The sequence below is a fragment of the Massilia cellulosiltytica genome, from assembly GCF_047325105.1.
Lineage (GTDB): Bacteria > Pseudomonadota > Gammaproteobacteria > Burkholderiales > Burkholderiaceae_D > Telluria > Telluria orientalis.
Genome location: NZ_CP168562.1, coordinates 6102591 through 6116402 on the forward strand (window position 1 = coordinate 6102591; position 13812 = coordinate 6116402).

General features: G+C 67.7%; 14 protein-coding genes. 8 read left to right on the forward strand and 6 right to left on the reverse strand.

Going from position 1 to position 13812, the window contains the following annotated elements:
• Positions 1-194 precede the first annotated feature (194 nt).
• Positions 195-3467, reverse strand: a complete 3273-nt coding sequence (locus ACEN9H_RS26750) for an SNF2-related protein (RefSeq protein ID WP_413672687.1) — start codon at positions 3465-3467, stop codon at positions 195-197.
• 80 nt (positions 3468-3547) lie between these two features.
• Positions 3548-4063, reverse strand: coding sequence for a YgjV family protein (locus ACEN9H_RS26755; protein ID WP_413672688.1), 516 nt, complete (start codon positions 4061-4063; stop codon positions 3548-3550).
• 94 nt (positions 4064-4157) lie between these two features.
• Between ACEN9H_RS26755 and ACEN9H_RS26760 the strand changes: the two genes are divergently transcribed.
• Complete coding sequence (locus tag ACEN9H_RS26760) at positions 4158-4532, forward strand: hypothetical protein (protein ID WP_413672689.1); 375 nt, start codon at positions 4158-4160, stop codon at positions 4530-4532.
• Positions 4533-4548: 16 nt separating this feature from the next.
• Here the strand turns inward: ACEN9H_RS26760 and ACEN9H_RS26765 are convergent, their stop codons facing one another.
• Together ACEN9H_RS26765 and ACEN9H_RS26770 are read right to left on the reverse strand one after the other, a co-directional pair.
• Positions 4549-5193 (reverse strand): hypothetical protein, encoded by a 645-nt coding sequence (locus ACEN9H_RS26765; RefSeq protein ID WP_413672690.1) that lies wholly within the window; start codon positions 5191-5193, stop codon positions 4549-4551.
• 7 nt (positions 5194-5200) lie between these two features.
• On the reverse strand, positions 5201-6346 hold the full coding sequence (locus tag ACEN9H_RS26770) for a branched-chain amino acid ABC transporter substrate-binding protein (protein WP_413672691.1): 1146 nt from the start codon (positions 6344-6346) through the stop codon (positions 5201-5203).
• Between the two features lie 152 nt (positions 6347-6498).
• Between ACEN9H_RS26770 and ACEN9H_RS26775 the strand changes: the two genes are divergently transcribed.
• On the forward strand, positions 6499-6942 hold the full coding sequence (locus ACEN9H_RS26775; protein ID WP_413672692.1) for a nuclear transport factor 2 family protein: 444 nt from the start codon (positions 6499-6501) through the stop codon (positions 6940-6942).
• Between the two features lie 10 nt (positions 6943-6952).
• On the opposite strand, the gene ACEN9H_RS26780 is transcribed toward ACEN9H_RS26775, so the two are convergent.
• Entirely contained in the window at positions 6953-7162 is a 210-nt protein-coding gene (locus ACEN9H_RS26780) for a M13-type metalloendopeptidase (protein WP_413672693.1), read from the reverse strand.
• On the opposite strand from ACEN9H_RS26780, the gene ACEN9H_RS26785 reads away from it, so the two are divergent.
• The 4 genes from ACEN9H_RS26785 to ACEN9H_RS26800 all read left to right on the forward strand — a co-directional run bounded on the left by ACEN9H_RS26785 (position 7161) and on the right by ACEN9H_RS26800 (position 10690).
• Positions 7161-8003 carry a CAP domain-containing protein gene (locus ACEN9H_RS26785; RefSeq protein ID WP_413672694.1) on the forward strand — a complete coding sequence of 281 codons (843 nt, stop codon included), beginning with the start codon at positions 7161-7163 and terminating at the stop codon, positions 8001-8003. The genes ACEN9H_RS26780 and ACEN9H_RS26785 overlap by 2 nt on opposite strands.
• 75 nt (positions 8004-8078) lie before the next feature.
• A complete protein-coding gene (locus ACEN9H_RS26790; protein ID WP_413342409.1) occupies positions 8079-8528 on the forward strand; it encodes a MarR family winged helix-turn-helix transcriptional regulator in 450 nt (149 codons plus the stop codon).
• Positions 8529-8574: 46 nt separating this feature from the next.
• A complete protein-coding gene (locus ACEN9H_RS26795; RefSeq protein ID WP_056129272.1) occupies positions 8575-9003 on the forward strand; it encodes an organic hydroperoxide resistance protein in 429 nt (142 codons plus the stop codon).
• Between the two features lie 232 nt (positions 9004-9235).
• Positions 9236-10690 (forward strand): catalase, encoded by a 1455-nt coding sequence (locus tag ACEN9H_RS26800; RefSeq protein ID WP_056129269.1) that lies wholly within the window; start codon positions 9236-9238, stop codon positions 10688-10690.
• Positions 10691-10693: 3 nt separating this feature from the next.
• On the opposite strand, the gene ACEN9H_RS26805 is transcribed toward ACEN9H_RS26800, so the two are convergent.
• Positions 10694-11389, reverse strand: coding sequence for an alpha/beta fold hydrolase (locus ACEN9H_RS26805; protein ID WP_413672695.1), 696 nt, complete (start codon positions 11387-11389; stop codon positions 10694-10696).
• Positions 11390-11524: 135 nt separating this feature from the next.
• Between ACEN9H_RS26805 and ACEN9H_RS26810 the strand changes: the two genes are divergently transcribed.
• Both ACEN9H_RS26810 and ACEN9H_RS26815 read left to right on the forward strand, forming a co-directional pair.
• Positions 11525-13231, forward strand: a complete 1707-nt coding sequence (locus tag ACEN9H_RS26810) for a methyl-accepting chemotaxis protein (RefSeq protein ID WP_413672696.1) — start codon at positions 11525-11527, stop codon at positions 13229-13231.
• A 77-nt stretch (positions 13232-13308) separates the two neighbouring features.
• The gene (locus ACEN9H_RS26815; RefSeq protein ID WP_056129259.1) at positions 13309-13794 is read left to right on the forward strand and encodes an acyl-CoA thioesterase; all 486 of its coding nucleotides are present in this window, start codon (positions 13309-13311) and stop codon (positions 13792-13794) included.
• The last annotated feature ends 18 nt before the right edge of the window (positions 13795-13812 follow it).

Sequence of the window (13812 nt, forward strand, 5' to 3'; positions counted from 1 at the left end):
ACCGGTTGGTGGCGTTGTCATCAGTGGAAGAACAGGTACAGGATGACCAGCACGATGGCCGGTACGCCCATGATCCAGGCCAGGAAATATTTGCCCATGATCGTACTCCTTTCGTTTGCGATTGATCACGGGTTCAGGATGCCGCAGGCGGACGCGGGCGTCCGTACGGTAATGCACGAAGCGCGCGTTCCGGCCTAGGGTTGCGCGAACAGCACCTGCAGGTCGTCCCGGATGATGGCCGCCGCGAGCCCGCCTTCGGCATCGAGCACGGCATTGGCCAGTTCGCCCTTGCGGCGCTGCATGTCCTGGATTTTTTCTTCGAGCGTGCCCTGCGCGATCAGCTTGTAGACGAACACGGGCTGATCCTGGCCGATGCGCCAGGCGCGATCGGTCGCCTGGTTCTCGCTGGCCGGGTTCCACCATGGATCGTAATGAATGACCGTGTCGGCCGCGGTGAGATTCAGGCCGACACCGCCCGCCTTCAGGCTGACCAGGAACACGCTCACGTCCCCCCGCTGGAAGGCGCCGACAGGGGCGTCGCGATCGGCCGTGTCGCCCGTCAGTTGGACGAATGCGATACCGCGCGCGTCCAGCGCCGCGCCGATCAGTGCCAGCATGCTCGTGAACTGGGAAAACACGAGGACGCTGCGTCCCTCGCTCAGCAACGTGTCGAGCAGTTCCAGCAGCGTGTCCAGCTTGGCCGACCCCACCCTGGCGGCCGCGTCCAGCAGGCGCGGATCGCAGCAGACCTGGCGCAATTTCAACAAGGCATCGAGAATGATGATCTGGCTGCGCGCGAGGCCCTTGGCATCGATGGCGTCGCGGACCTTCCTGTCCATCGCCACGCGCACGGTCTCGTACAGGTCGCGCTGGGCGCCGTCGAGTTCGATGGGCAGCACGATCTCCGTCTTGGGCGGTAATTCGGTGGCGACCTTGTCCTTGGTCCGGCGCAGCATGAATGGTTTCACGCGGCGTGCCAGCAGGTTCTTGCGCTGGACGTCTCCGCGCTGCTCGATCGGTTTACGGAACACGGTATTGAACTGTTTCTCGTCACCCAGCAGGCCCGGCATCAGGAAATGGAACTGCGACCACAATTCACCGAGGTGGTTCTGCACCGGCGTACCGGTCAGGCACAGACGGTGGCGGGCATCGAGCAGGCGCACGGTCTGCGCCGCCTTCGAGCGGCTATTCTTGATGTACTGGGCTTCGTCGAGGATGAGGAGGTGATAGCGGTGCCTGCGCAGCGCCGGCTCGTCGCGCCCCAGCAGGGCATACGTCGTGAGCACGAGGTCGGCGTCGCCGACCAGGTCGAACGATGCCTTCCTGTCCTTGCCGTGCAGGAGCAGCACGCGCAGGCCGGGCGCGAAGCGCGCTGCTTCGGCCCGCCAGTTGCCCATCAGGCTCGTCGGCGCCACGACGAGCGCCGGCGCATCGAGGCGGCCCGCTTCCTTTTCGGCGAGGATGTGGGCGAGTGTCTGGATGGTCTTGCCGAGCCCCATGTCGTCGGCCAGGATGCCGCCGAAGCCGTATTCGCGCAGGAACTGCATCCAGTCCAGGCCCGCGCGCTGGTAAGGGCGCAACTGCGCCGTCAGGCCGGCCGGCACGTCCACCGGCCGGATGCCGTCGAAATCGTGCAGCTTGCGGCCCAGTTCACGCAAGCGATCGCCGCCCAGCCAGCGCAGGCGCGCGGCCCGCTCCAGTTCCGCCAGGCGTGCCGCATCCAGCGCCGGCAGCTGGATCTTCGCGCCGATGCGGTCGCCGAAATACAGCTCGCCCAGCGTGGCCAGGATCGGTTTGATCCGCCCCCAGGGCAGGGCCACGCGCCTGGACGGGGTCAGCTCCACCAGCATCTCGTCGGTATCGGGGCGCGCGGCCAGTGCGTCGGCGCCGAACTGCCATGGCGTATTGCGGATCATGTCCACCAACAGCGGCAGCAGCGGATGGCGTTCGCCATCGACGACGATGCCCAGTTCGAGGTCGAACCAGCCGTTGCCGTCCCGTTCGCCTTCGTCGAGGTCGGCATACCATTCCTGCACTTCCGCGAGGTCGTAGCGGAAATCGTCGCCGATCTCGACCTGCCAGCCAGCCTCGCGCAGGCGCGGCAGCTCGTCGCGCACAAAGGCGAGCCATGCGGCCTCGTCCGGTAATGCCAGGGCATCCGGCCAGTCGTCGCGCAATGGATCGCCCGGCGGCGGCGAGCCGAAGCCGGACGCCGCGAGTCGCGCCGCGGCGGCGGCTTCGGCCGCCGTATCGCGCACGATCACGTCGACGCCGCCGTCGAGCGCGCTGCGCAATACGAGCTCGTCGATGCCTTCCGTGGAGAGACCGTCGTAGTCGAACGTCAGGAAGGCAATGTCGCGCCAGTCCCAGTCGCGGCGCGTCGGTATCTGCAAGCTGTCCAGCATGAGGTGGGGTATGGGCGCGATGTCGCGCCGCTCGCGCACCTCGAGCGCTGCCGGCGCGGGCAGGAGGCCGTCCAGGCCCAGGTCGATCATGCGGCCTGCGACGCCGTTGCGCTGTTCCCCGCGCAGCGCAGGCGCCTGCGCGACGAGGTCCAGGAGGACCGCCGGCGGGATGGCCACCAGCTGTTCCGGCAGCGCCACCTCGCCGACCGCGAGGCCGTCCAGGTAGACGATGGGGTCGGTGGGATACATGTGCTCGGGCAGCTGGCCGCCATCCGCACGCCAGCCCAGGCTCACGGCCTCACGGTCGGCGCCATGCTGCAGCCAGTCGAGCGCCAGCGTACGCCGCGGCCCCGGCGCCACCCGTTCCAGGTGGCCGTACCCGGCCGCCTTCAGCGAACGCGCGCGCCACAGCCAGCCAGCGGCACTGAGTTTTTCCAGCAACGCGGCGCCGAGGGCGCCCGCGGGTTCCAGCGTGTGATGGCTTACCTGCATGGCGCCCAGCAGGCGCAGCGGCTCGTCGTGCTCGCGTCCCACGTGGGACGGTCGCATCTTGAGCAGCCGCAGCGGATCTGCCTCGAGCATGGCTTTGTCGATGCTGCCGTCCGGCCGCAGGCGGACCGTGTGCGGATGCAGGCCCGGCACCTGGCCCGCGCGGTCCGGGGCGAGCACATAGATGAGCCCCAGCGGGGGGCCGCGCGTCGCGTCCGCCGCGTCCTGCAGGACGTTCCGGATCGCCGCCATTTGCTGCAGCCAGCGCTCGGCCGCCGCCGGTACATCCAGCGGGCGGTGCGCGAGTTCGGCCAGGAGCACGGCCACGACGTGCTTGCAGTTGCGGGTCATGGGGCAGCTGCAGTCGCCGCGGAAACGCACGCCGCGCTTGTCGCTCGTCACGCGTATTTCCTGGCGGTACGTCTTGCCCCCGCTGCCTTCCACCGCGCCGTGGAGCGTGCCGGGAAACTCGATGTCGATGGAGACGACGCGGCCCTTGCGGGCATACTCCTCGCCCCGGGCAAACGTGCCGGGGTCGAACTGGCGCCTGATGTCGTCGTGCGTGAATTCCATGTGAACGTATAGGTCGGACGAATCGAGGCGCCATTATCCCCGATCGCCGCGCCGCCGCCGGCAGGCGGCGTTGACGGACCTCAGGCCGGCTGCGCCACCCGCGCCGCGCGCGCCATGCGCCAGATCGTCGTGCCGTTCACGACCGCCATCACGATCTCGAGCGCCGTGCCGCCGATCGAGCCGGCGATGATGTTGTTCGCGATCCATAGGAAAGTCCCGCACAGCATCGCGAGGCGCATCGGCACGCCGCGCAGGAGAAACAGCGCGAGCGTGCCGATGCAGGACGCTCCCAGGGGCAGCCAGTCCGTCATGCGCGTGGCGAGCGTCAGGCCCAGGGCGAGGTTCATCGCGACGACGCCGACCGCCACCCACATCGAACGCGTGTACAGCGCCAGCACGGAGCGCAGCAGCGACATGGTCGTGCTGGCGACGGGCGTCGGGTTGCCGAGCAGGGCGAAGTGGACGATGTAGGCCAGGCATTCGCCGGCCATGAACAGCTTGAAGCGGCGGTCGTCCTTTTGCAGCGCGCAGGCGACGCCGAGGACGAACGCGATGTAGCCGACGCATTGCGCCGGCGCGAACCAGTCGAGGGACATGGAAAACTCTTCGGGAAGGAGCGGCATTATAGCCCGCATCCTGGACTAGAATGTCCGGGCAGTCCTGACAACCGATGTCTTCCAAGGAGCTACCATGAAAGCACTGAAATTCGGTATCGCCTGTCTGTCCGCCCTCTTCGCCCTCTCAGCCCATGCCGCCGACCAGGCGCCGGTCAAGAAAGTGAACGGCGTCCTCGTCGACGCCCACGGCATGACGGTCTATACGTTCGACAAGGACGTCGCCGGCAGCGGCAAGAGCGCCTGCAACGGCCCATGCGCGGAGAACTGGCCGCCGGTGAAGGCCGGCGACGCGGCCATGTCCGCGCCGTATTCCACCGTCACGCGCGACGACGGCAGCAAGCAGCTCGCCTACCAGGGCAAGCCGCTGTACACGTTCGTGAAGGACAAGAAGGCGGGCGACCGCGCAGGCGACAAGAAGATGAACGTCTGGCACGCCGTGACGGATTGACGGCCGCGCCGCGGCATCAGGCGGCGGGGTGGTGATTGTCGCGATGGCCCAGCGCCAGTCCGGCGCCCAGGCCGCCGCCGCCGCCGTCCATGCCGCCGCCTCCACCACCGCCACCACCGCGACCTCCGCCCTCCCCTTTGCCGCGGCTGCCCGCACCCTGCGTGCGCGTGGGTCCCTGCAGCGGAATCGCGACGCCGTCCGGGACCGGCCCCAGGTCGAGCGCTTCGCGGATGAAGGCGCGCAGCGAGATCACCAGGTCGGCCGTGTGGATCGGCCGTCCCGCCGCGAGGTCGCTCGCGGCCTGGCCCGCGAGGCGGCAATGTTCTTCCGTGCCGAGCAGCAAGATGTCGGCCAGTGCCGCCTCGACGGCGTCGCGGATGCGGCGCGCGCGGTCCGAACCGGCGTCGTGACCGGCGGCGCGCAGGTCGCGCAGATGCTTCGGATCGACCGTCAGCTCGCCCGTGAACGAGCCGCCCAGCGTGCGGTACGCGGCGATCAGGGTGCGCAGGCGCTCGTTGATCTGGCGGTTCATGCGCTCGCGCCGCTGCTGGATCGTCTGCATCATGAGCACGCGGATGCCGACGCCGATCAGGGTGAAGACGGCGAGACCGAGGAAGGTCGTCGCCAGCGCCTGCCACGAACTGAAGTCCAGGTAGCGCATCGTCCGCTCAGTTCACGCTGTCGCGCACGACCCGCAACTTCGTCAGCTGGCCGCGGCGGTAGGTATATAGCGTAAGAGCCGCATCGCGCAGGTCGCCGTTCGCATCGAAGGCGATGGTGCCCGTGATGCCCTGGTACTTGATCTTTGCGAGGGCGGGCAGGAACTTCGCCGGGTCGGACGATCCGGCCGCGCGCATGGCGGCGGCGAAGGTCATCGTCGCGTCGTACGCGTACGGCGCATACGTCTGGAAGCCCATGCCGTAGCGCTTCTTGTAGCGGTCCGCAAAGGCCGCCATGCCCGCCTCCAGCGGCGCATCGACGCCGCCCGCCACCACGCACACCACCTTGTCGTCGCCGAGCGCGCTGCCTGCCAGCTGCGGCAGCTTTTCCGAGCACACGCCGTCGCCCGACACGAACTTCGCGGTGATGCCCAGCGCCTGCATCTGCTTGAGCATCGGGCCGGCCGTCGCGTCCATGCCGCCGTAGAAGATCACGTCCGGACGGCGCGCGCGGATCTGCGTGAGGATCGCATTGAAATCCGTCGCGCGGTCGTTGGTGAACTGGCGGCTGACGATCTCCGCGCCTTTCAAACGCTTGACGTCTTTCGCGAACTGGTCGGCGAGGCCCTGGCCGAACGCGGTGCGGTCGTCGATGATGGCGATCTTCTTCGCCTTCAGCGTGTTGATGGCGTAGCTGGCCAGCACGCGGCCCACGAGGTCGTCGTTGGCGACGATGCGGAATGCCGTTTTATAGCCTTGGTGCGTGTACAGCGGCGTGGTGGCCGCCGGGGAGATTTGCGGAATGCCGGCGCTGTCGTAGATCTTCGAGGCCGGCACCGTCGTGCCGGAATTCAGGTGACCGACGACCGCCACGACGCCGCCATCGACGAGCTTCTGCGCGACGGCCGTGCCGAGCTTCGGATCGCTGCCGTCGTCCTCGGCCTGCAGCACCCATTTGACCTTCTTGCCGGCTATCGCCGCGCCCTGCGCGTTCAAATCGTCGATCGCGAGGCGCGCGCCGTTCTCGATGTCCTTGCCCTGGTGCGCGCTGGGGCCGGACAGCGGCGAGGCGCTGCCGATCTTCACTTGCGATTGGGCGTGGGCGGCCGGCACACAGGCCAGCGACAACAGGGTGGCGAAGCAGATCAGACGCATGGGCTATTCCTTCAGGGTGATGTCTCGATTGTAATGCCCAGCGACCCCGTTTACGACAACCAAAAGTCACACACTATTCTTGACTTCCCGCGCCGTGCGTCTAGGCTGCATGAAGCGGCCCCGCCGCACCACAATCACAAGGAGAAAGAGACATGGACGCACAAGACAACAAACGGCTCGTCCTGGAAGGCTACCGGCTGTTCCAGAGCGGCGACATTCCCGGCATGCTCGCCTATGCACACGACGACGCCGAGTGGATCGGCCCCGACGCCGACGCCGTGCCCTTCGCCGGCAGCTTCCACGGCAAGGCGGAAGTCGGGCGTTTCTTTTCCGTGCTGCTCACGGCCATGCAGCCCACGCGCTTCGTCATCAAGGACGTCATCGCGGAGAACGACAAGGTCGTCGTCCTCGGCGAGGCCATGTGGATGGTCAGGTCCACCGGACGCAGCTACGACAGCCAGTGGGTCCACGTGTTCACCATGCGTGACGACAAGTTCATCCGCGTCGACTCGCTGTACGACACGGCGTCGGCCGAGCGCGCGTTCCGCCCCGACCGGCCGGACCTGACGGCCGCGGCGAGCGCGCTGCGGCACTGAACCGGACGCGTTACCAGAACACGACGCGGCCCTGCGGCGCCAGGTACATCCGGTCACCCGGCTTGACGGCGAACGCGTCGTAGACGCCCGGGTGGTTGCGCAGGCTGCCGTCGACGCGGCATGCCGACGACGCGTGCGGATCGGATTTCACCTGGGCGATCGGCGCCGCATCGCGCGCCTTGCCGCGGCGCGCCGGCGTCCCCATCTGGGTGAGGACCATGCCTGCCCTCACCCGCCTACTCCTGCTCGCCGCCACGCTGGCCGCCGCCGCGCCCGCGCGTGCGGACGAGCTCGCCAATCTGATCAATGCGTACCGTACCGCGCCCGGTACCTGCGACGGCGCGCCGGCAGCGCCGGTTGCCGTGCTGAACGTCGAGCCGGCGCTGTCCCGCATCCGCATCGGCCCCGGCACCTTCCTCGAATCCGCCCTGCAGCGCGCCGGCTACGAGGCCGCGCATGCCGAGGCGATCACGGTCACGGGGCCGCCGGATGCGCGCGCCGCAATGGACGTCATCGCACAAAAATACTGCCGCACCTTGCGCGCCGCGGAATTTGCGGCCGTGGGCACGGCGCACGTCGGTGACGACTGGCAGATCGTGCTGGCGCGGCCCGTCGTCATTCCGCCGCTGCCCGAATGGCCGGACGCCGGCCGGGACATCCTCGCGCTCGTGAACGCGGCGCGCGCGCAACCGCGCACGTGCGGGACGCAGGCGTTCGGCCCGGCCGGTCCGCTCACGTGGAACCCGCTGCTGGGCCAGGCCGCCCTCATGCACAGTACGGACATGGCACAGAAGCACTACTTCAACCACAAACAGCCGGACGGCAGCGTGCCGGCCGACCGGGCGACGAAAGCCGGCTACCGCTGGGCGCGCGTCGGGGAAAACATCGCATCGGGCCAGCGCACGCCCGAGGAAGCCGTCGCGTCGTGGCTGGACAGCCCCGGCCACTGCGCCAACATCATGAATCCCACGTTCACGGAAATGGGCGCGGCCTACGCGATCAATCCGCAGAACCGCAACCGCACCGCCTACTGGACGCAAGTCTTCGGCACGCCGCACTGATCATTGAGCCAGGCTATGGCGTTCATAAAAACAAACATATTGCGCACAATTGAATTGCACGCTATAGTTCAACCCATGGAAACGAACGACGCAAACGCAGCTCTCCTGCTCGACAACCAGTTGTGCTTCGCACTCCATTCGGCATCGCTGGCGATGACGAAGGTGTACAAGCCGCACCTGGACAAGCTGGGCGTGACGTATCCGCAGTACCTGGTGCTGCTGGTGCTGTGGGAGCGCGACGGCCTGAGCGTGTCGGACATCGGCGAGCGCCTGTACCTCGATTCCGGGACGTTGACCCCGCTGTTGAAGCGGCTCGAGGCCCAGGGCCTGGTCGACCGGTCCCGCGATCCGCAGGACGAGCGCCGCGTGGTGATCCGGCTGACGGCCGCGGCGCGAGCGCTGAAGGACGACGCGGCCGGCATTCCGGCCTGCATCCTGGGCGCCACCGGTTGCGACGTGCAGGATGTTGTAAGACTCGTCGGCGAGATTCAAGCGATGCGCGCCAGGCTCGCCGGCGCAATGTAAGACGATTTATGTGCAGTACGAACTCAACCACTGAAAGGATAACGCCATGACCACCAAACTCGATAAAGTCCTGTACACCGCCAAGGCCCACACCACCGGCGGCCGCGAAGGCGCCTCCCGCACCGACGACGGCCTGCTGGACGTCCGCCTGGCACCGCCGAAGGAAATGGGCGGCAAGGGTGATGCCACCAACCCGGAACAACTGTTCGCCGCCGGCTACTCGGCCTGCTTCATGGGCGCCATCAAGTTCGTCGCCGCCCAGAAGAAAGTGGTCGTCCCGGCCGATGCGTCGATCGACGCCAGCGTCTCGATCGGCCCGATCCCGAACGGTTTCGGCCTGGCCGTGGAACTGGCCGTGAGCCTGCCTGGCCTGGACCGCGCCGTGGCGCAGGACCTGGTCGACGCGGCCCACATCGTGTGCCCGTACTCGAACGCGACCCGCGGCAATATCGACGTCACGCTGAGCCTGATCTAAATCAAACTGGGGTCAGAGCCCTGATTTGGGAAATTTACCAAAATCGGGCTCTGACCCCGGTGTTCGAGCAATAGTCCGCTGCTACGAGGATGCTTTTAGGTAATTAATTTTATCTATTAGATCCATATAAACGGATAGTTTGCACGAATGCCCCGCAAGCTCTACCATGGTCATGAATAGATCACAGCTATCGATGAATATTCGACGATAGCTTAACCATGAAAGAGCCGCCATGACCCAACTGACCACCGCCTCCGGTATTCCCGTCACCGACAACCAGAACTCGATCACGGCCGGTCCGCGCGGCCCCGTGCTGCTGCAGGACTTCCACCTGATCGAGAAGCTGCAGCACTTCAACCGCGAGCGCATCCCCGAGCGCGTCGTGCACGCGAAGGGTTCGGGCGCATACGGCACCTTCACCGTCACCCACGACGTCAGCAAGTACACGAAGGCGAAACTGTTCGCGGCCATCGGCAGGCAGACGGAAACGTTCCTGCGCTTCTCGACCGTCGGCGGCGAAAAAGGCTCGGCCGACACGGAACGCGATCCGCGCGGTTTCGCCGTCCGCTTCTACACCGAGGAAGGCAACTGGGACCTGGTCGGCAACAACACGCCGACGTTCTTCCTGAAGGACGGCATCAAGTTCCCGGACTTCATCCACACGCAGAAACGCGATCCGCAGACGAACCTGAAATCCGCGCAGAACGTGTGGGACTTCTGGAGCAAGGCGCCGGAAAGCCTGCACCAGGTGACGATCCTGTTCTCGGACCGCGGCACGCCGGACGGCTACCGTCACATGGACGGCTTCGGCAGCCACACCTACAGCCTGATCAACGACGCGGGCGAGCGCGTGTGGGTCAAGTGGCACTTCAAGACGCTGCAGGGCATCAGGAACCTGACGGCGGCGGAAGCCCAGCGCCTCGCCGGCGTCGACCCGGACTATGCGCAGCGCGACCTGTTCAACGCGATCGCAACAGGCGACTACCCGCGCTGGAGCGTGGAGATCCAGGTGATGGACGACGCCCGGCGCGCCGCCTGGGAAGCGCAGACAGGCTGGGATGCGTTCGACCTGACCAAGGTGTGGCCGCAGGGCGAATTCCCGCGCATCCCCGTCGGCATCCTGGAGCTGAACCGCAATCCGGACAATTACCACGCCGACGTCGAGCAGGCCGCCCTGTCGCCGTCGAACATCGTGCCGGGCCTGGGCTACAGCCCGGACAAGATGCTGCAGGCGCGCCTGTTCGCCTACCACGACGCCCAGCTGTACCGCGTCGGCACGAACCACCAGCACCTGCCGGTGAACCGTCCGCGCTGCCCGTTCCACAACCAGCAGCGCGACGGCGCGATGGCCGTCGCCAACGGCGGCGCGGCGCCGAATTATGACCCAGTGCATGCGGACGTCCCGGCCGTCGGCGGCTTCGGCCACGGCGACGCCGGCTGGCCGGTGGAAGGCAACGCAGGCCGCTACGACACCCGCGCCACCGACGACCACTTCACGCAGGCGGGCAACCTGTTCCGCCTGCTCACCGAAGAAGGCAAGCGCAACCTCATCGCCAACATCGCCGGTTCGCTGTCCAATGCGGATGCCGCCACGCAGGATCGCCAGATCGGCCATTTCCTGAAAGCGGACACGGCGTACGGCCAGGGCGTGGCAGAGGCGATCCGCGCGCTGCAGAACCAGGCGTAAGCGTCAGCCTTCCGCGTGCGCGGCCAGCCAGGGCACGATGACGTCGAGCAGGCGCTGCGGCGCCTCGATCGGAATCATGTGGCCCGTGTCCTCGATGATGGCGAGCGTGGCGCCGGGGATGGCGGCCGTCATCTCCTGCGCTTCCGCCAGGCTGCGCAACTGGTCGTTTTCCGCCGCCACGACGAGCGTCGGGCAGCGGATCTCGCCTGACCGCTCGAGGTCGCCCGGCCGGTCCAGCAGCGACTGCCGCCGGAACACCTCACCGCCGAGGCGCATGCCCATCGCGCGGATTCGCTCGATCAGCGCGTCGTTATCGCGCTGCTTCGGATGCAGCGACGTGGCGACGGCCGTGCGACTGAGGCCGCTGAAGGCGATGGACGGCGCCGCGTTGCCGATCGCGCCCTTGCGCTTCTGCAGCGCGGCCGTGTCGCCGCGGGTGGACGTCGACATCAGCACGAGCGCGCGCACCCGGTCGGGCGCCTGGCGCGCGATCGCGCGCGCGACATAGCCGCCCATCGAAAAACCCACGAGCAGGAAGGTCGGCGGCGCCGTCGCGAGGACGCGGCGCGCCATCGCCTCGACCGACGTGTCGTGGCGCAGGTCGGCATGGACGACGGGACCGAAGCGCGCCAGCGCCGGCACCATGTCGTCCCATAACGTTTCATCGGCCATGAAGCCGGGGACAAGAAGGATAGCCATGTTGCCATCCTAGCCGATTTCACCCGCGCCGGATGGGCATGCCATCGATCCGGCACTGTCCTGAGTCGCCTCAAGGCGGACCGGCCCCGTTGCGATTTTCATTGACTCTTGTTGCCCGGAAACCCAAGGAGTCCCATGAAATCCATCGCCACCATCGGCGTGCGCAACCAGCTCAGGTTCGCGTTCGCCGTCGTCATCGTGCTGTCGTTCCTCGCGACGGCCATCGCCATCTGGCGCCTGCAGGTCCTGTCGGACGACACCCAGGCGCTCACGCAGCGTCCGCTCGTGAAGGAGCGGCTGATTTCCGGCTGGCTGCTGAACACGTCGGTCGCCGCCAAGCGCACCGGAGCCATCGCCCGCTCCGCCGATCCGGAACTCGCGACCTACTACGCCGCCGAAACGCAGGATTCGACGACGCGCACCACCGCGCTGCAGAAGCAGGTCGGCGACCTGCTCGGCACGCCGGAAGAACGCGCCGTGTTCGAGCGGATCGGCACGGCGCGCCAGCGCTACATCGTCACGCGCGACCGCGTGATGGCGCTCAAGAAGGCGGGCAACGATGCCGAGGCCCGCAAGTTCTTCGACGACGAATTCGTGCCCGCCGTGACCGCGTACCTCGGCCAGGTCAAGGCGCTGCTGGAGCTGCAGCAGAAGGAGATCGATACCCGCGTCGCCACCGTGCTCGCGTCCGCGGACCGCAGCAGCCACGTCCTCACCGCGCTGTGCCTCGCGACGCTCGTCTTCAGCATAGCCGCCGGCACGTTGTGCGCGCGCGTCCTGTTCCGGCGCCTGGGCGGCGAACCGGCCCGCGCCGCGCAGGTGGCGGCCGAGATCGCGGGCGGCAACCTGTGCGTGGCCGTGCCGGTGGCCGCCGGCGACAGGGACAGCCTGATGGCCGCCCTCGAGCGCATGCGCGCGAGCCTCGCCGGCATCGTCGCGGACGTGCGCGCGGGCACCGGCACGATCGTCGCCGCGGCCACGACGATGGCCGGCGAGGCGCAGGACCTGTCGCACCGCACGGAAAGCCAGGCGCAGGCGCTGGAAGAAACGGCGTCGTCGATGGAAGAACTGACGCAGGCGGTCGGCCAGAACGCGACGAGCGCCGAGGAAGCCAACCGCATGGCCGGCGACGCCGCGCGCGTGGCGCAGCAGGGCGGCGCGATGGTCGGGCAGCTGGTCGACACGATGGGCGCGATCAATGCGTCGTCCGCGCGCATCGTCGACATCATCGCCGTCATCGACGGCATCGCCTTCCAGACGAATATCCTGGCCCTGAACGCCGCGGTGGAAGCGGCGCGCGCCGGCGAGCAGGGACGCGGCTTCGCCGTCGTCGCCGCCGAGGTGCGCGCCCTCGCCCAGCGCTCGGGCGCCGCCGCGAAGGAGATCAAGGACCTGATCGACGCCTCCACCCAGCGCGTGGCCGACGGCGCGACCCTGGCGGGGCAGGCCGGCCAGACGATGCGCGACATCGTCGACAGCATCGGCCGCGTCACCGGCATCATGAACGAGATCGTCGCGTCCAGCCGCGAACAGGCCAGCGGCATCGGCCAGGTCAACCAGGCCATCGTGCAGATGGACGGCGTCACGCAGCAGAACGCGGCGCTCGTCGAGGAATCGGCGGCCGCGACGCGGGCGATGCATGAACAGGCGCAGGCGCTGGCCGGGCTGGTGGAAGTGTTCCGGGTCGAGGCGAAGGCCCAACCGGCGCCGAAGCCGGCGCTGCCGTCGGCACGCCGCGCGGCGCCCGCTGCCGCGCCCGCGCCCCCAGCCCGGCCGGCACGGAAGCCCGTTGCCGCCCGCAAGACCCCTGCCACGGTGGAGGCGGACTGGGAAGCGTTCTGACCAAAGGATAGGGGTTGTTGCCGCAACCGGGTTTCTCAGGCAACATCCTCCTATTCTTCATCTTTACGCTCGACGCCATGAACCTGCCTGCCCACCAACTCACCATGACGGTCCTGATGACGCCGGACACCGCGAACTTTTCCGGTAACGTGCACGGCGGGAACATCCTGAAACTGCTCGACCAGGTGGCCTACGCCTGCGCCAGCCGCTATGCCGGCACCTATGTCGTGACGATGAGCGTCGACCAGGTGACGTTCCGCCAGCCCATCCACGTGGGCGAGCTGGTGACGTTCCTGGCCGCCGTGAACTACACGGGCCGCACGTCGATGGAAATCGGCATCAAGGTCGTGGCCGAGGACATCCGCACGCAGCAGGTGCGCCACGTGAACAGCTGCTTCTTCACGATGGTGGCCGTGGGCGACGACAAGCAGCCCGTCCCCGTGCCGCCGCTGCGCCCGTTCGGGCCGGACGAGCTGCGCCGCCACAAGGAAGCGAAGGCGCGCAAGGAGCTGCGCCTGGCGCTCGATCGCCAGCATGAGGAACGTGCCGCAGCAAAAAATTAGGGTTTTTTGTTAAGCCGT